Genomic DNA, 22,466 nt, shown 5'->3' with positions numbered 1-22,466 from the left:
CGCAGAACCTGCGCTCGGCCTCTCGATGGGGCAAGAAAATCAAAATCAAAAGCAGCCGAGGCGGCCTACCGGCCGGCCTGGTTTTGAATCAAAAGATCGCAGCCTGCGGCAGCTCCTACAGGTGTACGCGTGAGTCAGGTATATGCGTTTCCCCTGAGCTGCCGCAGGCTGCGATCTTTTGATCTTATTGTGGTGGCTTGCGCCGTTCATTCAGGCTGCGTGCAGGGATTGCGATCAGCAGCAGCAAGGTGCCGAACACCAGCACCGCGCCGATCACGTCGAAGGCCAGATACAGGCTGCCGGTGACCGTCTTGATCGCGCCGACCATGGCCTGGCTGGCAACCCCGGCGAGGTGGCCGATGCTGCTGATGACCGCGATCCCGCCGGCGGCACCGGCCGTACCGAGTAATGCCGGTGGAATGGTCCAGAACAGGGGGACAGCGGACAAAGCCGCCGCCGCGCCGAGCGCCAGCAATCCGATCGACAGGGCGACATGTCCCTGGACGAAACCGAGCAGGATGAAGCAGCAGGCGCTGACCATCAGCGTCGAGGCCAGGTGCCAACGCCGTTCCAGATGACGATCGGAACTGCGCCCGAGCAGGTACATGCCAACCATCGCGCCCAGATAAGGCAGGCTGGAGACCATGCCGATGGTTTTCAGGTCCAGCAGGCCAAAATCCCGAATCAGCGTGGGCATCCAGTAAGACACGGTGTTCGAGCCGCTGTAGATGCAGAAATACACCAGCCCGGCGATGTACAGCCGCGGGTCGCGCAGTACTTGGGCAAAGCCGCCCTGGCGCTTGCCCGGCTCGTTTTCCAGCACTTCGGCCAGCGCTTGTTTCTGTTCGACGCTGAGCCAGGTGGCCTGCGCCGGCCGGTCGGTCAACCAGAACCAGCCAAAAATGCCCAGTGCGATGGCCGGGAGGCCGGTCAGTACGAAGAGCATTTGCCAGTCGCGCAACCCCAGCCAGCCATGCAGGTTGGACATGATCGCGCCGGCCAGCGGGCCGCAGATGATCCCGGCGACCACCCCCGACATCATGAACGCCGCCGTGATGCGCCCGCGCAATGCCGAAGGAAACCAGTAGGTCAGGTACAGGATCACGCCCGGAAAGAAGCCGGCTTCAGCCATGCCCAACAGCAAGCGGGCGGCGATCAGCTGATTGGGTGTGGTGACGAACGCCGTCGCCACCGTTACCAGTCCCCAGAGCACCATGATCCGCGTCAGCGTGGCGCGGGCACCGACGCGCTGCATGTACAGGTTGCTGGGGACTTCAAAGAGGATGTAGCCGAAATAGAAGATGCCGGCACCGATGCCATAGGCGGCATCGCTCAACAGGATGTCCTCGGCCATGCGCAGCTTGGCGAAGGAGATGTTGATGCGGTCGATCGCATTGATGATGAACGCGACCAGCAGAAAGGGCATCAGGCGCCAGATGACCTTGCGATAGATGCTCGCCAGATCGGCGCAAGGGCTTGCCCCGGTGAGCGGCAAGGTTTGCTCGAGTTGATTCATGGAATACTCCTGCACGGTAAACCGATTGTTTTTATTGTCTGGTACGCGGGGAAATGGCCAGCGCGCTGCGGTGCCGGGCACCGCAACGCGGGAGCCTTATTCCAGCGTCACATAACGCAAGGTGGTCATGTCGATCACGAAGCGGTACTTCACGTCGCTGGTTTGCAAGCGGCTGAACGCCGTGTTGATGTCCTGGATGCCGATCATTTCGCAGCTCGGCAGTACCTGGTGTTCAGCGCAGAAATCGAGCAGTTCCTGAGTGGGCTGGACGCCACCGATGATCGAGCCGGCGAGGGTGCGGTTGTTGCGCATCAGCAGGCCGCCATGGATCGGTTCCAGCGGTTCGATGGCACCGACCAGCACCATCACGCCGTCGCGACCGAGCAGCATCAGGTACGGGTTGACGTTGTGGCGGCTGGGAATGGTGTCGAGGATAAATTCGAAGGCATTGGTCGCGGCGAGCATTGCCTGCTGGTCGTTCGACAGCAGCACATGGTTGGCACCCAGGGCGCGGGCGTCGTCGGCCTTGCCGGGTGAGGTGGTGATCACGGTGACTTCGGCACCGAGGGCGACGGCCAGTTTCACCGCCATATGACCCAGCCCGCCCAGACCGACGACGGCGACTTTCGAACCCTTGCCCACGCCGTAGCGGCGCATCGGGTTCCACACGGTGATGCCGGCGCACAGCAGCGGCGCGGCGAAACGTGGATCGAGACGTTCCGGCAAGCGCAGCACAAAGGCTTCGCGCACGACGATATGGTCGGAGTAGCCGCCCAGGGTGTTTTCGCCGCTGACGCGATCCTTGCCGTTGTACGTAGGCGTTGGACCGTGGCTGCACAGTTGTTCCTGATGCTCTGCGCACGGCGTGCACTGCTGGCAACTGTCGACCAGGCATCCGACCGCGACCCGGTCACCGATCCTGAAGCGGCTGACGCTGCTGCCAACGGCGGTCACATGGCCGACGATCTCGTGGCCAGGTACGCAAGGGTACACAGTGTTGTTCCAGTCGTTGTGCACCTGGTGGGCGTCCGAGTGGCAGACGCCGCAGTAGGCGATATCGATGGCCACGTCATCGGCACGCAGGGCCCGCCGCTCGAAACGAATGGGCGTCAGCGCGCCGTGGGCCTCATGGGCGGCAAATCCTAGACAAGTTGACATGGGGGACTCCTGATAGAGGAAACGCGTACCCCGACAGAGGTCGGGGCACAGGGAAGGTCAGATAGACGGGCGCAACCAGGGCGCCGGTGAGGTTTCGGGCGAGGCAATCTGATTGGAGATCCACTTGCCCATGCGCCGCAGCGGCTCGATCGAATCCTGCGGAGCGGCCCATTTCATGGCCGCCGCATAGCCCAGCGAGACGATGCGTTGCGCGCCATACAGCGGCAGGATGTCCTTGAGTTCATCCTTGATGCTTTCCGGATAGATACCGACGGTCTGGGTGTAGGAATCCACGGCGTCCATGACTTCGCTCAACTCATCGACCGGCACCAGGTTGGCCGTGCGGTCGTCGAGCAGGGTGGCGAAGGACACCGGCTCCGGGATCTGCGAGCAAATGATGGCGCCTTCACCGTCCTTGCCACCGATCACCTGGTACCACTCGTCATCCAGGCGCAGCGCATCGACGTGGGCCTTGAGGTTTGGGTCGTAGCGCTTGGGCACGGTGCTCAAGGTGTTGGGCAAGGTGTGCATGGCGTCATAGACGTAACGGCCGAAAGTGTTCAACTGCGCCAGGCCGGCCTCGTCGGTGCCGCTCTGGACATAGACGACACGGGCACACACGCAGCCTTTCTGGTTCAGCGCGCCAATGTCCATGGCCAGTCGCACAGCGGCTTCGCGCATGCTCGCTTCGCTGGCGAATGTGCCCTTGCCGATGATGCTGGCGCTGCGTTTCGGATCGAGGGAGATCAGCTCCAGCCCCGGCTGGATGTACTGGGTGACATGCTTCATCGAGGCATAGCCACCCCAGGCCACGATCTTCTCCAGGTTCTGCGGTTGGTACAGGCGTTGTTCGAAGGCCTGGTCGCCACCTTTCCAGTAAGCCACGCTGAGGTGTCTGGTCAGCGGATGGTCTGGCGCCATGTCGACCATGGTGCGGGCGATGGCCAGTGCGGTGAACGGGTCGTTGGACGGTGCCTTGATGATCGCGTCGCTGCGCAGCACCATGTTGCGGATGATCGTCAGCAGTGACAGGGAGGTCGCGTTGCCGGCGACGATGTGCAGGGTGCGTGCGCCGAAGCAGCGGGTTTCCAGTTCGGTGCCGTCGATCAACTGCTGTTTGACCCAGCCTTCCAGATACTTGATGCCCACGGTGCTTTCCACCGCTTCGATGATCGCTTCGCGGGTGAGCATGTGGCGCAGCCCCATGTAGCTGCCCTTGACCATGGTCGGTGTGGTGGGCGCGGTCAGGTAGGACAGTTCGCAGGCTTCCTGCAGGTAGGGGTTGCTGGCGAAGTCGAGGCGCTCGCCGAGAGCCTGCGCATAATCGAGGATGTCCTCGAAGCTGAGCGTGTACAGGTCGGCCAGCCTTGCCGGGTTACCCAGCGGCAGTTTGTCGATGTACTGGTGCGCATCGGGGGTGAGGAAGGCGAGGTCACCGCCACGGCCGCCCACTTCGATCAGGTTGTCGGTAATGACTTGGCCGCGAATGATCATCGGCGCGATAGGTTGGGTCATGGTTTCAGCCTTCGAAGGTGTTCAGGAAATCCATCGCTTCGCGGTGGGAGTCTTCAGTGGCGGCGCAGGTGATCTTGTCGTCGCCGCCGTTCTTTTCGCTGTAGCGCTGTATGGGCCCGACGACGTATTGGCTCGGCCGGCCGCAGGCGCAGGGTTTGTCCCATTCGATGGTGATTTCATCGCCGGTGATGAAGCCGCCCCAACGCACGTCGGCGCCCAGATCGAAGAACGCGGCACGCCCGGTGACCCGGCCTTCACGTGGCAACGGCTTGCTGGTGTCCGGATCGAGCAGGTAGGCGATCACCGTTGGGGCCAGGTGAAAGTGGCCGTGTTCGCAGCGAGCGTGGGAGCCGCCGATGACTTCCGACATGGCATAGGTTTCATGCAACGCTTTGGCGCCGGTGAAGCGCAACACGTCCTCGCGCCAGCCTTCAGGTTGCACGACGCCCTTGGCGCCACCCGTGGTGCTGATGTAGGAATCGGCATGGAACACGTTCTCCAGGCCGCACTCCAGGCCGGCCTTGGCCATGTTGTGCAACAGGTTCCAGGTCGCACCGATGTAGACCTGCTTGCCCTTGAGTTGCGAGGCCATCTGCTCGAAGAACGTCGCCAGGTGCTGCGGCGCCTCCATCTGCAATTCATCGAACTGTTTTTTACGGGCCAGCAATTCCGGGCTGATGTCGAGGCGGTCGAGGGTGCCCTTGGCATACGCCGCGCGAATCTTTGCGCCCAGGTGCAGCATGTCGGTGGAGAGCGTCGACGGGTAGGCTGCATGGAAATGCGCTTCGTCCGGCAGCAGCACCTTGATCATGAATTCGTTGGCGCGCACATGACTCAGGTAACCCTTGCGGTAGTAAGGGTAGGCGGTGTGCAGCTCGGGTGGCGGCGTGTCCGGGCCGTCCATGTTCCAGGCGAACAAGCGGCGTATCTCGAAGGTTTTCTCGAACTCGCGTACTCCGTGTGGCAGGAACGAGAGGGTGCCGGAGGTGCCCGAGGTATGGCTGATGCGCAGGGCCGGCACAGCCTTGTCCATGGTCTCGAACCAGTCGTCCAGGCCTTGGCAGGCGCTGACGTCGGCGGCCATGACGGCCTCGCCGATCTCCGGTGTCACCAGTTTCGCCAGCCATTTGTTGATCTGGGCGAAGCTGCGTTTTTCCAGCAGCGACGGCGGATAGGACTTGTAGACGGTGTGCTCGAACAGCAACGGCACAGCATCGTCGAGCTGCTCGATGTGTTCGATGCCTTCAGCGTCGGCAAGCTTCTTCAGTACCGGTATGCGCTCTCGCAGGTCTGCGAAACGCTGTTGCAAGCCGCACAACTGCATCGCTTGAACTTCCGCGCGGGGCAGTTGGTGCCAGGCAAGCTGGGAATAGTTGACCAGTTTTGCAGGGTTGGTCAGCAGGAGCTTGGTTTTTTGTTCTATTGACTGTTGCGCAGTGGGCATCGTCTGGCTCGCTACTCGAAGGTGAAAAAAACCGGCCGGGGCCGGGTAGGGCAGGGTTCGAGTATGGGGATGACTGGCGCGGTTTTATTCCGGATTCTGGCGTTTGATGGTTTAGTTCAAGTGATTGATAAACAAGGTAAATAAGTGTTCGCTCGGAAGTTTGTACGGATCACTCTGTGTTTGCTTGATCAAAAGATCGCAGCCTTCGGCAGCTCCTACAGGATGCAACCCGGTCAATGTAGGAGCTGCCGCAGGCTGCGATCTTTTGATCTTGATTGTTTAAATCTCCCCACCCCGAACGAGGGGACCTCGGCGCTCGTCAAATCGCTAGCGTGAGAGGTTTCCGGAGGACGTGCGCGTCGTGCATTCGCCACCCCTGCGGCCACTCAGAAACTCGTGAGGTTTTCATGCTGAAAATGACATTCCAGACCACCCCATCAATCGTCATTGAAGCGGGCGCTTCGACCCGGCTGGCCACGCAAGTGAAAGCCATGGGTTGTCTGTCGGTATTACTGGTGACCGATGCGGGCGTCATTGCCGCGCGATTGCTCGATGGGGTGCTTGACGGCCTGGTGCGCGAAAACATCGCCGTCACGGTGTTTTCCCAGGTGCAGGCCGATCCGCCTGAATCGGTGATTCTGGCCGCGGTGGACGCGGCGAAGGCCTGTAGCGCCGATTGTGTGGTGGGTCTGGGGGGCGGCAGTTCGCTGGATGCCGCCAAACTGGCGGCCCTGCTGGCCCGCAGTCAAGAATCATTGGCCGAGGTGTATGGCATCAACCAGGCCAAGGGGCCGCGTCTGCCGCTGATTCTGGTGCCGACCACCGCGGGGACTGGCTCGGAAGTGACCGCAGTCTCGGTAGTGACCACCGGTGCGGGCGAGAAGAATGTCGTTATTTCGCCCTTGCTGCTGCCTGACCTGGCTGTACTGGATGCAGAACTGACCCTTGGTTTGCCTGCGCATGTCACGGCAGCGACAGGGATCGATGCCATGGTCCATGCCATTGAGGCGTACACCACCAAACACCTGAAAAACCCGATTTCCGACTGCCTGGCGCGCGAAGCATTGCAGCTGTTGTCCGGCAGCCTGTTCCAGGCCTGTAATGACGGCACCCACCTCAAAGCACGGGAAGACATGCTGCTCGGTGCCTGCCTGGCAGGTATGGCGTTCGCTAACGCGCCGGTGGCGGCGGTACATGCCCTGGCCTATCCGATCGGTGCGCGTTTTCATGTCCCGCACGGGGTATCCAATGCGTTGGTGCTGGGACCGGTGATGCGCTTCAACCTCGACGCCGTGGCGCACCTGTATGCCCAATTGGCCCCCATTGTCCTGCCGGGTATCGAGGGTTGCGACAGGCACAAGGCGTCCGCGCTGGTCGAATACCTGGGTTCGTTGGCGGATGGACTTTGCCTGCCAGCGCGCTTGAGCGAAGTGGGGATCGTCGAGTCCGACATCGAGGCGCTGGCAACCGATGCGATGAAACAACTGCGTTTGCTCGGCAATAATCCACGGGAAGTGCGGTACGAAGATGTACTGGCGATCTACCGGGAAATCCTATGAATGACAAAAACACCGGGGATGACGGCGTTCTTCAGGTCGAAGTGCCGGCGCAACCGCGCAAGGCACCACGGCAGGCGCGGTCTATCGCCCTGGTCTCGGCGCTGAAGCAGACCGGGCGGCAGATTCTTGAAAAAGAAGGGCGGGCTGCTTTGTCCGCCCTGCGTCTGGCTGAAGACTCGGGCGTGGCGATCAGTTCGATCTACGAATACTTCCCGACGATGGAGGCGCTGATTGCGGCGATCTTCGAGGACTATCGCGCCGAAGTTCACACCGAGTTGCTGGCGGGCATCAGCGCATTGCCGGCCAGCGCAACGCTGTTCGACGGGATCGTCCTGACCTTGCGGGTCGGTCTGGCGGCCCATTACAAGAAAACCCTGTTCGATCCGGTGTTCAGCGTTCGCGCCACCCATTACGACGAGTTGGTGCGGCTGGATCTGATAAAGGCCAGGCAGATCTGGGACACCACCGCGACAGCGACACTGATGCAGCGCTTTGCCAGCGAAGTGGTGGTGAAGGATCGGGAGAAGGCCGAATTTCTGGTTTACCAGACACTGCTGGCTTTACCCAGGGCGATGTTGCTGGAAAACCCCGGCTACCTGACTGACAACGACACCCCGCTGTTGATCGCGCGCATGTTGCATGCGCTGTTGACGACAGCGACGCCCCTGTAGGAGCGAGCCTGCTCGCGATGGACGTTAACGATAACGCGCCCTGTCTGAATGATCGCGTTGTCCGGCCGTTCTTCGCCAGCAGGCTGGCTCCCACAGGGAGGGCCCGGTTTTACTCGGGACCTGTGACCACTGAAGCCCCCTGTATGAGCGAGCTTGCTCGCGATGGACCCCTGGGACGACGCGTTTATTCAACAAGTACGCGTTATCGTTGACGTCCATCGCGAGCAAGCTCGCTCCTACAGGTCAGAGATCAGCGATCAACGCACGCCGGCATTGCGTAGCGCCGAGGGCGTGAAGTCCGCCAGTTTGTAGCTGACGTCGTAGTTCGGTCCTTTTCCGGTCTCGTTCATCATGCCGAATGCTACGTAGCGGCCAGCGACGAGGTCGGCGATGCTTTGCACGGCATAGACGGTGATGCCGTTCACGTAGTCGCTGAAGGGATAGCCTTCGGCCACTCGCCACAGTTGACCGCGGCCGTCGTAGTGATCGGCTTCCACCAGCGTCCAGCTGTCCTCGTCGAAATACATATCGCGCTTGGCGTAGATATGGCGCTGGCTCGGCTTCAACGTGGCCTCGACATGCCAGACGCGGTGCAGCTCATAGCGCGAGAGATCCTGGTTGATATGCCCCGGCTTGAGAATATCAGCGTATTTCACGTCGGGTGATTGCAGCTTGTAGTTGTTGTAGGGGATGTACATTTCCTTCTTGCCAACCAGCTTCCAGTCATAGCGATCCGGTGCTCCGTTGAACATGTCGGCGTTGTCGGAGGTACGCATGCCGTCGGATGCAGAGCCCGGCCCATCGTAGGCCAGTTGCGGCGCGCGACGTACTCGGCGTTGCCCGGCGTTGTAGACCCAGGCCTGGCGGGGGTCTTTGATCTGGTCGATGGTTTCATGGATCAGCGATACAGTACCGGCCAGCCGCGCCGGCCCGGTAATGGTGTTCTTGTAGTAGTACAAAACGTTCGCCGCTGTTGCCGGATCAACGCCCTGCATCTTTTCCGGGTAGCCCATTTCTTCTTCAATCTGGACGATGATGTATGAGCCGTCAGGCTGAGGAACGGCCTGGGCGGTTCCTCTTGTGTAGCCACCCCCGCGATAACGGGTCGCATGGTTGAAGTAGACCTCTACGCCGGATTTTGGAATCGGAAAGGGGAAGTAATGCGCATCACCGAAGTTGCCGACGCCGTTGCCGTCATTGACGAGCTGCGTAGACACCGCGTTTTTCTTCACGATGTCGTAGATTTTTTGTGGCGATGAGCTGGTGCGGTGGGTTGGGTATACCGGGATTTTGTAGCTGTTGGGATAACGCTTGAACATTGCGAGCTGGCCTGGAGTCAGCTTGTCTTTGTACTGTTCGGCGTTGGCCGGTGTGATCACCAGCAAGGGTTTCTCATTTTCGAACGGGTTGCCGACGAACCCATTGGTCACCGGTGCGGCATTGGTTTTCAAGCCACCGGTCCAGGCAGGGATGCTACCGTTGGCATTGCCTTCCTTTTGCCCGCCCAGCGGAGTCAGCGTCGTGCCCAACTGGGCGGCTTCTTCAGGGGATACTGCGGCCATTACGCTGGTGGCCAACAGGCTCAGCGCCAAAGCGCCCGCTTGCATCATGGATGTGGTTTTCATGCTGTATTTCCTCCGTCTGACGCCTGTTAGAAGTTCACGCCGAAGCTGAGTGAAAGGAAGTCGCGATCAGTCTGGGTATTGAAATCACCACCAAAGAAGTTGGTGTAATTGAGGCTCGCGGTGTAGGTGCTCTGGTAATCCGCATCCAGGCCGACACTGATCGCCTTGGCGCCTTCCTCAAAGGTCGGGCTGCGGCCATTGACGTCATGGGACCAGGCCACGTTCGGTGTGAGGTTTACGCCAGCGATGGCGTTCGGGTAATTCAGGCTGGCGCGCGTGCGGTAACCCCAGGAGCTGGTGCTGTAGAAGCCCTTGTTGTTGCATTCCTGTTGCGGGTTGCTCGGCCGGGTTGTGCCGGCGGGCGCGCCGGGAACCTGTGTCGGGCTACCGGCGCAGGTGGCCGCTCCGGCGGCTCCCGGCAAAATGCCGGGGCCGAAGGTGGTGCTGCGGCCGAAGCGCAGGTCGGTGCCGTCGGTTGCACCCAGGCCACTGATGTGGGTGTAGCCGACTTCACCGATCAGGGTCAGACGCTCGCCGCCCAGGACCTGATTGAAGAACCTGGTGGCGGTCAATTGCGCCTGGGTCACAGGCATACGTTTGTAGCCAGGCAAGTAGGCGCCGGCAGATTTGCTGGCAAACCCGGAGGTGAACACCGGCGTCAGCGGCGAAACGCCGGTGGCTGCGTAGTTGAGATCGGCACCATTGATGCTCAAGGGCTGGTTGGGGCGGTAGCTGACTTCGCCGCCCAACGCGACGCCTTCATAGTTGGTGGCGAAACTCAAACCATATAGGCGGATGTCTTCGGGATACTCGACGAAGTAGCGGGTCGCGCGAACCTGTTGGGCCAGCCCGGGCACTGTCGAAGTGTTTTGCGTGAAGCTGACCGAGGGGCTGCGGCTGTGATAGTTCAAGGCATAAGCGCCGAACTCGGTGTCGTTCAATTCCGGCACGTTCCAGCGCAAGGCCAGGCCGTACTGGCCACCGTCGCGAGCATCCTTGTCCTTGGCGCGCGGCAGGTAAACATCATCCAGTGCCCCGGCATTGATCTGGGGGATTGTCGCGGTGTTGCTGGCCACGCCTGGCGCCAGGTCCAGGCCGGCCAGCACGTTGCGATCAGTACAGCCCTTCGCGATCGGGTCGACGCTGAAGAAGGTCCCGCAGTTATCGACAACCGACTTTTTCCACTCCAGCTGGTAGAAAGCCTCGGCGTTGAGGTTCTCGCTCAGGCTCTGTGACACATACAGCAGGTTCACGGGAATCAGGCCTTCCTTGACCTCGGCGCCCGGGCGACGCAAAGCCGTCACGTCGACCGGGTTGATCGCGTTGATGCCGTTGCTGATAAAGGTGCTCTCACCCCAACTCACCACCTGTTTGCCCAGGCGTACGTTGCCTGCCAGATCGTCGATCGTGTAGTTGTGGTAGATGAAACTGTCGAGGAACATCGCACCTGAAGACTTGGCGGCGCGATCTCGGCCGCGATCATCGATGTCGTAGAACGATTGGTGCTCATCCATGAGCTCGAAGTCGTACCAGTACTTGCCGCGCACGAAGGCGCCACTGTCGCCGTATTTCAGCTCCAGATCGTGAACGCCCTTGAAGATTTTCGAGAAGGTCTCGCCTTTCTTGAAATTCAGTCGGCCATCGTCGGCGTTGCGTGCCGACGAGTTGCCGTTTGCGCCTACTGAGTTGAAGTTGGAAACAAACTTCGGATCCGGATCGGCTGCAGCCCAACTGGCGCCAATCGACAGCGAAGAATCGAACTGCCCCTGGATCTCCCCGATGTTGAAATCAATGGCCTGTGCCTGAGCGCTAACGCCCAGCGCGACAGCCACCGCCAGCAACTGCGGCTGGAAGGCTTCGTACTTTCTTATTGTCATGTGGCGCTCCAATTGCAAATTTCAAAACGACGGGAAGTCAGTCCAGTTGACCGGGTTGTTCGCGGCGGTTGAGCAGGTGAGAGCAGCAGCAAAAAAAATGCCGTGGTGGAGTTGAATCTGATGCAGTGCGGACGAGAGTCACGTTGCGGCTACCTGTGTGATTTTTGTTGTTGTTTTTGGTCGAGCTGGGGGCAACGCTAATCGCAATGCAGGCGAGCGATGCCCCCTCGGGGAGAGGGGGGCAGGCAGGTGGTGGGGAGGGGGGCAGCAGTGCTTTTCGGGCGTGCTGCCAGCCATGCAGGGCAGTTCGACCCATCCCCCTCAACAGGAGGGGGCAGGAGTCAGGCCGGTTTACGTAACTATCGATCCAGGGGTTGCTGTGATCGCCGCCAGACCAACGCGACGAACGGAGCCTTTCAACTGACCTTGGAGAAAATGATGTCGCAGAAAACTTACGTAGCCGGCGTCGGCATGATTCAGTTCACCAAGCCTGGTGCCAGCCTCAGCTACATCGAGATGGGCGCGCAGGCCATTCGCCTGGCCCTGAAGGATGCGGGCGTTGATTACAACCTGGTGCAGCAGGCGTATGCCGGCTATGTGTACGGCGATTCCACCAGCGGCCAGTCGGCGCTGTACGAAGTGGGCCTGAGCGGTATCCCGGTGGTCAACGTCAACAACAACTGCGGCAGCGGTTCGACCGCCCTGTACCTGGCTCGCCAGGCTGTGGAAAGCGGCGCCGTCGATTGCGCGCTGGCGTTCGGTTTCGAGCAGATGCAGCCGGGCGCGCTGAAGGATCACTGGCTGGACCGTCCAGGCACCTACGGCAAGGGTATGGCCGTGTCCAGCCAGATCTTCCCGGAAGGCGATGCCATGCCGAACGCGCTGCGCCTGTTCGGCGGCGCCGGCAAAGAGCACATGGAAAAGTACGGCACCAAGATGGAGACCTTCGCGGCGATTCGCGCCAAGGCCAGCCGTCACGCTGCCAACAACCCGCTGGCGGTGTTCAAGAAAGTCATCACCACTGAAGACGTGATGGCCGACCAGGTGATTTTCCCGGGTGTGATGACTCGCCTGATGGCTTGCCCGCCGACCTGTGGCGGTGCTGCGGCGATCATCGTTTCCGAGCGCTTCGCCAAGAAACATGGCCTGCGCACCGACGTGACCATCCTCGCCCAGTCGCTGGTCACCGATAAGCCGGACGCGTTCGATCCGCCGTCGATGATCAGCATCGTCGGTGTCGGCATGACTCAGCGCGCCTCGCAGGAAGTCTACGAAAAAGCCGGTGTCGGTCCGGAAGACATTCGTGTTTGCGAAATGCACGACTGCTTCGCCCAGAACGAACTGCTGACCTACGAAGGCCTGGGCTTCTGCCCTGAAGGCGGCGCCGAGAAGTTCGTGATGGATGGCGACAACACCTACGGTGGCCAGGTCGTGGTCAACCCGTCGGGCGGCCTACTGTCCAAGGGACATCCGCTGGGCGCCACCGGTCTTGCCCAGTGCTATGAACTGACCCACCAGCTGCGCGGCACCGCCGGTGACCGTCAGGTCGAAGGCCTGCAGCACGCGCTGCAACACAACCTGGGTCTGGGTGGCGCAGGCATCGTGACCCTGTTCGGTCGCGGCTGATCAGCTGTACGCGCGCTCGCTTGGAGCGCGCGTTTTCCCAATCACCTGCAAGGAACCCAGTGCAATGGCAGACATCAGTCTGATCGGCCGTTCGCTCGGCGTGACCACTGCCGAGCTGGAGAAGGGGCGCCTGCGTTTCTTCGCCAAATCCATCGGCGAAACCGATCCTGTCTATACCGACGAAGCGGCGGCCAGGGCGGCGGGGCACAAATCCCTGCCGATGCCGCCGACGTTCCTGTTTTGCCTCGAGCGTGAAGGCCGGGATACCGACCATATCGTCGAAGGCATCATGGGCTTTGACCTCGGGCGCATCCTGCATGCAGAGCAAAGCTTCACCTATCACCGGATGGCGTTCGCCGGCGACGTGCTGACCTTCGATAGCCGGATTGTCGACGTCTACGACAAGAAGAACGGCGCGTTGCAATTCGTGGTCAGCGAAACCCGTGTGACCAACCAGATGGGTGAGCACATCGCCGACGTTCGTTCGTCGGTGGTGCAGCGCTGAGGAGCAGACATGACGATCCCTCTATACAGCGAGCTACAGGTGGGTGACGCACTCCCGCCGTTGCAGTTGCCACCGGTCAATCGCACCACGCTGGCGCTGTATGCCGGCGCGTCCGGCGATCACAACCAGGTGCATATCGACCTCGATTTTGCACGCCGCTCGCGCCAACCCGATGTGTTTGCCCACGGCATGCTGTCGGCCGCCTACCTTGGCCGGCTGCTGACCGGTTGGGTGCCGCAAGCGCAGATCCGCTTTTTGTCGATGCGCTTCGTCGGTATCACCCAACTCGGCCATGTCCCGCACCTGACCGGGCGCATTGTCGAGAAATACGAAGCCGACGGCGAAAAACGCGTGCGCCTGCAGATCCAGTGCAACAACCAACACGGCGAACCTCGCCTGACCGGTGACGCCATCGTCGCCGTAGCTTGAACTCAATGACAAAAACATTGGCAGGAACCCAACAATGAAAAAGCTCGTAGGTAAAGTCGCCCTGGTCACCGGCTCCGGCCGTGGTATCGGTCGTAGCGTGGCGTTGAAACTGGCCAGCGAAGGTGCCCGTATCGTGGTCAACGATCTGGACGCTGCGCCGGCCGAGGAAGTGGTCGCAGAAATCCGCGCCGCTGGCGGTGACGCCGTTGCCTGCGTGGGCAGCGTGACGGCCGTTGACTTCGCCGATCGCCTGGTCAAGACCGCGATGGACAGCTACGGCACCATCGACATCATCGTCAACAACGCCGGTTACACCTGGGACAGCGTGATCCAGAAAATGACCGACGAGCAGTGGTACGCGATCATCGACTGCCACATCACCGCGCCATTCCGCATCCTGCGCGCGGCTCAGCCGATCATCAGCGCGGCGGCCAAGCAAGAGGCTGCCGAAGGCCGCGTGGTCAATCGCAAGATCGTCAACATCTCCTCGGTATCGGCCAGTGGCAATCCCGGCCAGGTCAACTATTCCACGGCCAAGGCCGGTGTACTGGGCATGACCAAGGCACTGTCCAAGGAGTGGGGCCGCTACAAGGTCAACGTCAATGCGGTGGCTTTTGGTCACATCGAAACCCGTATGACCCTGCCGGTGGAAGGTGACCCGAAGTTCATCAATATCGAAGGGCGGGAAATCAAGGTCGGCATCAGTCAGGCCACCGTCGAAGCTTCGAAATCCATGATTCCGCTGGGCCGTCCCGGCAACCCGGACGAAGCGGCCAACGCCGTGTATCTGTTCTGCATCCCGGAATCGGACTACCTCTCGGGCCAGGTACTGGTCTGCGGTGGCGGCCTGGGTACGGTTTGATCAGAAAGCAACGGCGACCGTGTTGCACGGTCGCCTTTCCCGACTCCGGCGCGAGGCTGTTCGATGACCGACGACGAAGCAACCACTCCTGTGCGGCAACTGCTGCATACCCGCACCGTCACCTGTACCGGGTATTTACGCAGCGACGGCCTGTTCGACATTGAAGGACGCTTGCTGGACATCAAGGGCAGAGAAACAGAAATGCCCTTTGGCACCATTGAGGCCGGCGGGGCGCTGCATCAGATGGTCATCGTGATGACCGTGGACGCCAACCTCGTGATCCAGCAGGTGGAAGCGCGCTCTGAAATCACGCCCGCGCCCATGTGCAAGCAGATCAGCCACGCCTACGCGGCTTTGAAGGGCTTGAAAATCGGTGCCGGGTTCAAACAACGGGTGGCTGAACGCGTCGGCGGCGAGCGCGGCTGTACGCATCTGACCGAATTGCTTGGCCCCATGGCCACCACCCTGATCCAGACCACCGCACCGTTGTTGCGTGAGCAGCTGCGCCTGCGCGAGACCCGCGAGCCTGGTTTCAAACGCCCGAAGCACTGGGTCATCGGCACCTGCCACACCTATCGCACCGATGGCGAAGCCGTGCGCACGCTGTGGCCGGACCATTACGAGCCCGGTCCAACAGGAAAAGATTGACCCTGGCCATGTCGTGACATTGAAAACCTGTGCTGATCCCAACGAATAACAACAATGGAGACGCAACATGAAGTGCACTAAAACATGGCTGCCTGCTTTGCTATTTGCCACGTCGATGTGGTGCTGGGGGGCCACTGCGCTGGCGGCCGATAAACCGAACATCCTGGTAATCTTCGGCGACGACATCGGCTACTCCAATCTCAGTGCCTACAACCAGGGCATGATGGGTTACGAGACGCCGAACATCGATCGCATCGCCAACGAGGGCGTGCTGTTCACCCATGCCTACGGCGAACAATCCTGCACCGCCGGGCGTTCGGCGTTTCTGCTCGGCGAGCATCCGTTCCGCACCGGCCTGTTGACCGTTGGCATGCCCGGCTCCGAGCACGGCATCCCGGACTGGGCGCCAACGATCGGCAACGTCATGAAGCAGCAGGGTTACACCACCGGGCAGTTCGGCAAGAACCATATGGGTGATCGCGACAAACACTTGCCGACCCAACACGGTTTCGATGAGTTCTTTGGCAATCTGTACCACATGAATGCCGAGGAAGAGCCCGAGACCTATTACTATCCGAAAGACCCTGAATTCCGCAGAAAGTACGGCCCGCGTGGGGTGGTCCACTCGTATGCCGACGGCAAGATCGAGGACACCGGCCCGTTGACCCGCAAGCGTATGGAAACCATCGACGAGGAATTCGTCCAGGCCACCGGGAACTTCATCGACAAGGCGCACCAGGCCGATAAACCGTTCTTCGTCTGGTTCAACAGCACGCGCATGCATGTCTGGACCCACCTGAGCAAGGAAGCCGACGGCAAGACCGGCATCGGCCTGTACCCGGACGGCATGGTCGAACACGACGGGCAGGTCGGTCAGTTGCTGAAGAAGCTCGACGACCTGGGCATCGCCGACAACACCATCATCATCTACACCACCGACAACGGCGCACAGAAGGTCAGCTGGCCGGATGGCGGCACCTCGCCGTTCAATGGCGAGAAGGGCACCACCAACGAAGGCGGGCACCGCGTGCCGCTGTTAGTGAAATGGCCTGGCGTGATCAAGCCTGGCAGTCACTCCAACGCCCTGATCGCCCATAACGACTGGATGCCGACCCTGGCCGCGGCGGCCGGCCTGCCCAAGCTGCGCGAGGACCTTGCCAAGGGCACGACCCTGGACGGCAAACCCTACAAGGTGCATCTGGACGGCTACAACTTCCTGCCTTTCTTCAAGGGTGAGGCCAAGGAGAGCCCGCGCGAGGAGTATTTCTACTTCGGCATGGGCGGCGAATTGAACGCGGTACGCTGGCGTGACTGGAAGGTGACCTTTGCCAGCATGACCGGCTCCTTCGGCTCTGCAACCCGGACGGTCACCAATGTGCCGGTGGTTACCAATCTGAAGGCTGACCCCTTTGAGACAGCTCGCCGGGACTCGGCAATGTCTGCGCGTTGGGCTGGCGACCAGATGTGGTTGTTCGTGCCGATCCAGGACAAAATCCAGGCGTTCATGGCCACCCTTGCGCAGTACCCGTTCCAGGAAGGCGTGAGCCTCAACGCCGCCAATATCAGCTATCAGAGCCTGGCGGTGAAACAGGCGATGATGAAGCTGCAGAAACTGACACCACCGGCCAACTGACAACAGCCAATCGTCCCCCTCTCCCTGAGGGGGACAGTACCCCCTCGGCATTTCCTATCGTGGACAAGCCTGGCCGGCAATGTTCGGCTCTTGTCCCTGAGGAAAAGCCATGATCCCCCGTATTTTGTTCGAGCATGAACACGAAGAGTTCCGTAACACCGTTCGCCGTTTCCTGAGCGAAGAGTGCAGCCCGTTTCACGAGCAATGGGAAGAAAACCGCTGCGTACCGCGCGAAATCTGGCGACGTGCCGGTGAACTCGGCATGCTCAACGCAACGACCCCTGAAGCGTATGGCGGACTGGGTCTGGATCGTCGCTTCTCGATGATCGCCTCCGAAGAAATCGCCTTCGCCAATACCACGGGCCTGAACGGTTTTTCGGTGCATGACATCTGCGCCGGTTACTTCATCAACTTCGGCACTGAAGCTCAGAAGCAGCAGTGGCTGCCGAAAATGGCCAGCGGCGAAGCCATTGCCGCCGTGGCCATGACCGAACCGAACACCGGCTCCGACTTGCAAGCAGTCAAGGCACGCGCGGTGCTCGATGGCGATGACTACATCATCAACGGGTCCAAGACCTTCATCTCCAACGGCACCAACTGCAACATCATCGTCCTGGTGGCCAGGACCGGAAATACCGGCAAGGGCTCGCAGGATATTTCGCTGATATTGGTCGAGGCTGACCGGCCGGGCGTGAGCAAATCCACGCCGCTGAAAAAAGTCGGACTGCATGCGCAGGACACCACCATGCTGTTCTTCGAGGATGTGCGCGTACCCAAAGCGAACGTGCTCGGCGATGTACCGGGGCAGGGCTTCATTCAGTTGATGAGGGAACTGGCCTGGGAGCGCTTGTCGATTGCCGTCAGCAGCATTTCCGGTGCCCAGGCCGTGCTCGATCACACCATCGACTACACCCGTGGCCGCACCGTGTTCGGCAAGCCGATCATCGATTTCCAGAACTCGCGCTTCAAACTCGCCGACCTGAAAGCCGAGATCACCGTCGGCCAGACCTACGTCGATCGCTGCATGGAACTGTGCCTGGCGCACAAGCTGACCAGCGAAGCCGCGGCAGCCGCCAAGCTGTATTGCTCGGAACTGTATTCGAAGGTGGTCGATCAGTGCCTGCAACTGCACGGCGGCAACGGCTACATGCTCGAGTACCCGGTAGCGCGGCATTACCTGGATAGCCGCGTGACGCGCATTTACGGCGGTGCCAACGACATCATGCGCGAACTCGTGGCGCGCACGCTCTGAGACTGACAGCGGTTGCGCAGCGCCAGGCCGCCGCGCAACTGCCAAACGATGAATAGACAGGGTAAGTGCAATGAATGATTTGAACGAAGCGAACCGGGCGCGTTACGGCGTGGAGCAGGGTTGGTGGTTCGCCAAGGAACTGGAGACGCGCTGGAGCGACCTGGATCTTTATGGCCATGCCAACAATGGTGCGTACCTCACCTGGTGCGAAGAGGCACGGGTCGGCTATCTGACCGAAATCGGTGTGCCACGCCTCACTGCGGATACACCGGGGCCGGTGATCAAGGACGTCGGCTTCACCTACGACCGGCCGGTGTTCCAGGGAGAAAAAATCCTCGTGTGCGCGCGGATTGCCTGGATCAGGAAAACCAGTTTTCGCATGGAGTTTTCGGTGTGGAACGGCTCACTGGTCGGTCACGGCTATTCGGTCTGCGTCTGGCTGGTGAACCAGACCGGAGAGCGCGTCACCGTACCCGATCATCTGCGCAGCAGGATAGTCGAGGTGGATGGCTGTGAGCTGCTGTCGGCGACATCGGCGTAACAGGCATCTCCATTCGCCTTCGAGCCGGACGGACCTGCCTCTTTTTTCATTGAACGACAGGAAGAGCTCAACGATGAAAATTTCATGTTCCTCCCTCTCACCCCTCGTCCTTGCGCTGATGCTGACACCGGCACTGGCTAAAGATGAAAAAACGATCCCCCCTGTGGGCGACTGGCAAGAACAGTACGCTTACTCGGTCGGCGTGCAGGCGTATATCTACGCCTTCCCCATCCTGCAATTGGCGACGTTGCGGCACAAATGGGCCACTGATGCGGCGTCCTTCCCGTATGCGGCCCCCAACCATTTTTACCACTTCAGGGACATCGTCGATGCCGACTACAAGGATGGCGGCTCGCCCAACAACGATACGCTGTACTCATGGGGCTTCTTCGACCTGAGCAAGGAGCCGGTAGTCCTGGCCCATCCTGACATGGGCGAGCGTTATTTCGTGTTCCAGCTGGCGGACATGTACGCCGACAACTTTGGCTATGTCGGCAAACGCACGACGGGATCGAAGGCGGGCGCGTTCCTCATCGTCGGCCCCGACTGGCAGGGGGAAACTCCGGCCAACGTGCAAGGTGTGATTCGAGCCCGCACGCCCCACGCGTTGGTGTTCGGACGCACCTTTGTCGAAGACCGCAATGATGTTGCGGCCGTCAACAAATTGCAGGACCAGTACCAGGTCGTGCCCCTGAGTTTGTGGGACAAGCCCGGCGCGACGCTGCCTGAAAATCGCGATGTACAGGTGCCCGCCGACAGCCAGCGCGACCCACTGGCGGACTGGAAGACGATCAACCAGGCCATGGCGCAGAACCCGCCTGCGGCAAAGGACAAACAACTGCTCGAGCTGTTTGCGACAGTGGGTATCGGCCCCGGCCTGAATGGCCAACTCGACCTGCTTGATGAGGCGAGCAAGCGCGGACTGGCTCGTGCTGCGCAGGGTGGTCGACCCATGGTGGGTGGGATGTCTGCGGCAGGCGTGGCCAACAAACCCGTCAATGGCTGGCATTTCTCGCGCAAGAACGGTGGACGCGCCGGCCTTGAAGATGACTTCCGTGGCCGGGCAATCTGCGCCGCCGGGGGCATCATCTGTAACGAACCGCAGGAGGCGACTTACATTGTGGCGTATGCCGATGTCGATGGTCAGCCGCTTGACGGCAACAAGCGCTACATCTTGCATTTCGCCAAGGGCCAACTGCCGCCGGTCAAGGAATTCTGGTCACTGACCCTGTATGGCCCGGATAAAAACCTGGTCGACAACCCGATCAATCGCTATGCGATTCGGGATCGCACGCCAGGGGTCAAGCAGAATGCCGATGGTTCGATGAGTCTCTATCTGCAGAATGATTCGCCGGGCAAGGACAAGGAATCCAACTGGCTGCCTTCTCCCAGGCAGGGGCGTTTTTACCTGGCGCTCCGGGCCTACGTACCGGACGACGCGGTGCTGAACCAGACCTGGCAACCACCGACAGTCAAGCAGATGGATTGATTGACCCACGAATGTCCTCACTCGGCGGTATCCCGCCACGCGTTACGTTGCCCTATAGAACAACAACCACAAAGGAGTGATTTATGCCGCGTTTCCCGCTGTCTCCACTGTTCGTCGGCCTGCTCGCCGCCAGCGTTGCGCTGCCTGTCCTGGCCGACGAGTCACTGTTCATGGGTGCTCCGGTTCAGGTGGGGCACACCACCAGCGGTGCGCTGATCAACCAGGCGGTCATCGACAATGCCAGGCTCGTCAGGCATCAGAACAGTGAACCCTACAAACTCACCGAGGGGGTGTGGATGCTCCCTGGCCTGATGCTCAATTCGGCCGTGATCGAAGGCCCCGACGGGCTGATCGTCTGGGACACCGGCGAAGGCCTGGCCGATGGCAAGCGCTACCGGGAAGAGATCCGAAAATTCAGTGACAAGCCGATCAAGGCCATCATCTACAGCCACTCTCATTACACCAAAGGTGCCCGCACACTGGTCGAGGGCGAGAAGGATGTGCCGACCATCGGCCATCCCAAGCTCAATGAGAACATGCAGATCAGCGGCCTGGGGTCGTACTACTCGGAGGTCGAACCGCTGCAGCGTGCCCGCGCGTACCAGCACGCGCAGATCGCCTTGCCGGAGCAAGGGCCCGATGGCAAGGCCGGTTTCGCGGTGTCGATGGGTGAAAGCGGCTTTATTCCGGTGAACACACCCGTGCAGCATGGCCAGGAAATGGTGGTCGCAGGGGTGCGCCTTAAATTCCTCACCCGTGGTGGCTCCGACACTGACGATACCATTGCCGTCTGGCTGCCGGACCGCAAGGTCGCGCTGAACAACCTGGTGTGGCCGTGGATGCCCAACTTCTACACCCCGCGCGGTGCCAAGTACCGCGAGCCGCGCGACTGGACCCTGGGCTTGCAGGACCTGATCGATCTTCAGCCCGAGTACCTGATCAATCAACATTCCCTGCCGGTTGCTGGCAAAGAAAAAGTGCTGCAAACCCTGGGCAACTACCGGGATTTCATCAACCTGGTGCTCGACCAGACCCTGCGTGGGATTCTCCAGGGCAAGGGACCGGAAGACCTGCGCGATTTCATCCGGCTGCCCCGGCACCTGGCAGAAGACCCCTGGATGTTCGAGTCCTACGGTCAACTGGATTGGTACGCACCCGCCATCATGGAGCATGCACTGGGTTGGTGGGACGGCGATGCTGCAAGCCTGGTGAAGCTGCCGCCGCAGGCCAGTGCAGAGCGGCTGGTGCCGTTGCTGGGCGGGCGCGACAAGGTGCTCGCCGAGGTGCGCAAGGCGCAAGCGAAGGGCGAACTGGCGTGGGCCTTGGAACTACTGGGGTATCAGTTCCGCCTGACACCAGACGATGCGGAAGTCAAACAACTCAAGGCTGACCTGCTGCGACGCAGTGCCAATGTGGCCACCGCGAGCATCACCCGCGCGTTCATGCTGAACCAGGCACTGGCGTTGGAAGGCAAGATCAAGCTGCCCCGGGTGATACCGCCCAATGCTGCGCAGATTACTGCCAATCCGCCGCGCTTCGTCGACGAGTTGCGGGTGCGTGTCGATCCGGTCAAGGCTCAGGACACCGATGCGGTGATGCGCTTCGATTTTGTCGACGGCACTCAATCCTCGGTGGCGCTGCACGTGCGCCGAGGCGTGGCGCAGTTCGTTGCGGCGCCGGCGACTTACTCGCAGAAGGCAGACTATGTGCTGCGTCTCGATGCAGCGACGTTCGCCGCGCTGTTCCTGAACAAGCAGGGGCTGTCTGAGTTGCAGGGGAGCGGCAAGGTCGAGTTGACCGGAGACGAGAAGGGCGCCTCGGCGTTTCTCGCGTTGTTCGATCCGTACAAGGTCTAGTCGGCGAATGCTGCTGCGCAAGTGGCAGACAAAACAAAGCAGGATCAAAAGATCGCCGCCTTCGGCAGCTCCTACAGGGAAACGCATTCCAATGTAGGAGCTGCCGAAGGCGGCGATTTTTTGATCCTGGCTGCTGTCCAGCCACCTCGACTCGGCAAATATCCCCAATCCCTGTGGGAGCTGGCTTGCCAGCGATGGCGGCCTGACAGCCGACCAATACCGTCACAGCCAAATCAACACCAGGATCAAAAGATCGCAGC

At 60.8% G+C, this 22,466-nt stretch carries 19 protein-coding genes; 13 read left to right on the top strand and 6 right to left on the bottom strand.

Translation table 11 applies throughout. From position 1 onward, the window contains the following. Positions 1-184: 184 nt before the first annotated feature. The 4 genes from PMI26_RS07045 to PMI26_RS07060 all read right to left on the bottom strand — a co-directional run bounded on the left by PMI26_RS07045 (position 185) and on the right by PMI26_RS07060 (position 5,633). Positions 185-1,516 (bottom strand): MFS transporter, encoded by a 1,332-nt coding sequence (locus PMI26_RS07045; RefSeq protein ID WP_007977736.1) that lies wholly within the window; start codon positions 1,514-1,516, stop codon positions 185-187. A gap of 96 nt (positions 1,517-1,612) precedes the next feature. Beyond that, positions 1,613-2,674: an NAD(P)-dependent alcohol dehydrogenase gene (locus PMI26_RS07050; protein ID WP_007977734.1), complete on the bottom strand. Its 1,062-nt coding sequence runs from the start codon at positions 2,672-2,674 to the stop codon at positions 1,613-1,615. 57 nt (positions 2,675-2,731) lie between these two features. Beyond that, a complete protein-coding gene (locus tag PMI26_RS07055) occupies positions 2,732-4,189 on the bottom strand; it encodes an acyl-CoA reductase (protein ID WP_007977733.1) in 1,458 nt (485 codons plus the stop codon). 4 nt (positions 4,190-4,193) lie between these two features. Continuing rightward, positions 4,194-5,633, bottom strand: a complete 1,440-nt coding sequence (locus PMI26_RS07060; RefSeq protein WP_007977731.1) for a hypothetical protein — start codon at positions 5,631-5,633, stop codon at positions 4,194-4,196. Positions 5,634-6,040: 407 nt separating this feature from the next. Here PMI26_RS07060 and PMI26_RS07065 point away from each other — a divergent pair, with 407 nt between their 5' ends. Continuing rightward, positions 6,041-7,192 carry an iron-containing alcohol dehydrogenase gene (locus PMI26_RS07065; RefSeq protein ID WP_007977729.1) on the top strand — a complete coding sequence of 384 codons (1,152 nt, stop codon included), beginning with the start codon at positions 6,041-6,043 and terminating at the stop codon, positions 7,190-7,192. After that, positions 7,189-7,863, top strand: a complete 675-nt coding sequence (locus PMI26_RS07070; RefSeq protein WP_007977728.1) for a TetR/AcrR family transcriptional regulator — start codon at positions 7,189-7,191, stop codon at positions 7,861-7,863. Before PMI26_RS07065 ends, PMI26_RS07070 begins: the two co-directional genes overlap by 4 nt. Before the next feature lie 257 nt (positions 7,864-8,120). On the opposite strand, the gene PMI26_RS07075 is transcribed toward PMI26_RS07070, so the two are convergent. Both PMI26_RS07075 and PMI26_RS07080 read right to left on the bottom strand, forming a co-directional pair. Continuing rightward, entirely contained in the window at positions 8,121-9,488 is a 1,368-nt protein-coding gene (locus tag PMI26_RS07075) for a DUF1329 domain-containing protein (protein ID WP_007977724.1), read from the bottom strand. A gap of 26 nt (positions 9,489-9,514) precedes the next feature. Then, positions 9,515-11,365: a DUF1302 domain-containing protein gene (locus tag PMI26_RS07080; protein ID WP_007977723.1), complete on the bottom strand. Its 1,851-nt coding sequence runs from the start codon at positions 11,363-11,365 to the stop codon at positions 9,515-9,517. 438 nt (positions 11,366-11,803) lie between these two features. On the opposite strand from PMI26_RS07080, the gene PMI26_RS07085 reads away from it, so the two are divergent. The 11 genes from PMI26_RS07085 to PMI26_RS31965 all read left to right on the top strand — a co-directional run. Beyond that, positions 11,804-12,991: a lipid-transfer protein gene (locus PMI26_RS07085; protein WP_007977721.1), complete on the top strand. Its 1,188-nt coding sequence runs from the start codon at positions 11,804-11,806 to the stop codon at positions 12,989-12,991. Positions 12,992-13,055: 64 nt separating this feature from the next. Then, positions 13,056-13,496, top strand: coding sequence for a MaoC family dehydratase N-terminal domain-containing protein (locus PMI26_RS07090; protein WP_007977719.1), 441 nt, complete (start codon positions 13,056-13,058; stop codon positions 13,494-13,496). Positions 13,497-13,505: 9 nt separating this feature from the next. Then, positions 13,506-13,925, top strand: a complete 420-nt coding sequence (locus tag PMI26_RS07095; protein WP_007977717.1) for a MaoC family dehydratase — start codon at positions 13,506-13,508, stop codon at positions 13,923-13,925. Positions 13,926-13,959: 34 nt separating this feature from the next. Continuing rightward, positions 13,960-14,787: an SDR family NAD(P)-dependent oxidoreductase gene (locus tag PMI26_RS07100; RefSeq protein ID WP_007977716.1), complete on the top strand. Its 828-nt coding sequence runs from the start codon at positions 13,960-13,962 to the stop codon at positions 14,785-14,787. A gap of 63 nt (positions 14,788-14,850) precedes the next feature. Further along, on the top strand, positions 14,851-15,435 hold the full coding sequence (locus PMI26_RS07105) for a DUF2889 domain-containing protein (protein ID WP_007977714.1): 585 nt from the start codon (positions 14,851-14,853) through the stop codon (positions 15,433-15,435). 67 nt (positions 15,436-15,502) lie between these two features. Further along, the gene (locus PMI26_RS07110; RefSeq protein WP_007977712.1) at positions 15,503-17,068 is read left to right on the top strand and encodes an arylsulfatase; all 1,566 of its coding nucleotides are present in this window, start codon (positions 15,503-15,505) and stop codon (positions 17,066-17,068) included. 109 nt (positions 17,069-17,177) lie between these two features. Beyond that, positions 17,178-18,320: an acyl-CoA dehydrogenase family protein gene (locus PMI26_RS07115; RefSeq protein WP_007977708.1), complete on the top strand. Its 1,143-nt coding sequence runs from the start codon at positions 17,178-17,180 to the stop codon at positions 18,318-18,320. Positions 18,321-18,390: 70 nt separating this feature from the next. Continuing rightward, positions 18,391-18,861 carry an acyl-CoA thioesterase gene (locus tag PMI26_RS07120; RefSeq protein ID WP_007977707.1) on the top strand — a complete coding sequence of 157 codons (471 nt, stop codon included), beginning with the start codon at positions 18,391-18,393 and terminating at the stop codon, positions 18,859-18,861. 163 nt (positions 18,862-19,024) lie between these two features. Further along, positions 19,025-20,350 carry a DUF1254 domain-containing protein gene (locus PMI26_RS07125; RefSeq protein WP_238540834.1) on the top strand — a complete coding sequence of 442 codons (1,326 nt, stop codon included), beginning with the start codon at positions 19,025-19,027 and terminating at the stop codon, positions 20,348-20,350. A gap of 83 nt (positions 20,351-20,433) precedes the next feature. Further along, positions 20,434-22,206, top strand: coding sequence for an alkyl sulfatase dimerization domain-containing protein (locus PMI26_RS07130; protein ID WP_007977702.1), 1,773 nt, complete (start codon positions 20,434-20,436; stop codon positions 22,204-22,206). Positions 22,207-22,227: 21 nt separating this feature from the next. Further along, the coding region (locus tag PMI26_RS31965; RefSeq protein ID WP_238540833.1) for a hypothetical protein at positions 22,228-22,466 on the top strand (239 nt) is incomplete at its 3' end.

The sequence above is a fragment of the Pseudomonas sp. GM33 genome (genome assembly GCF_000282295.1).
GTDB lineage: Bacteria > Pseudomonadota > Gammaproteobacteria > Pseudomonadales > Pseudomonadaceae > Aquipseudomonas > Aquipseudomonas laurylsulfatiphila.
Note: the sequence above shows the minus strand (reverse complement) of the source record. Positions and strands in the feature narration are given on the sequence as shown.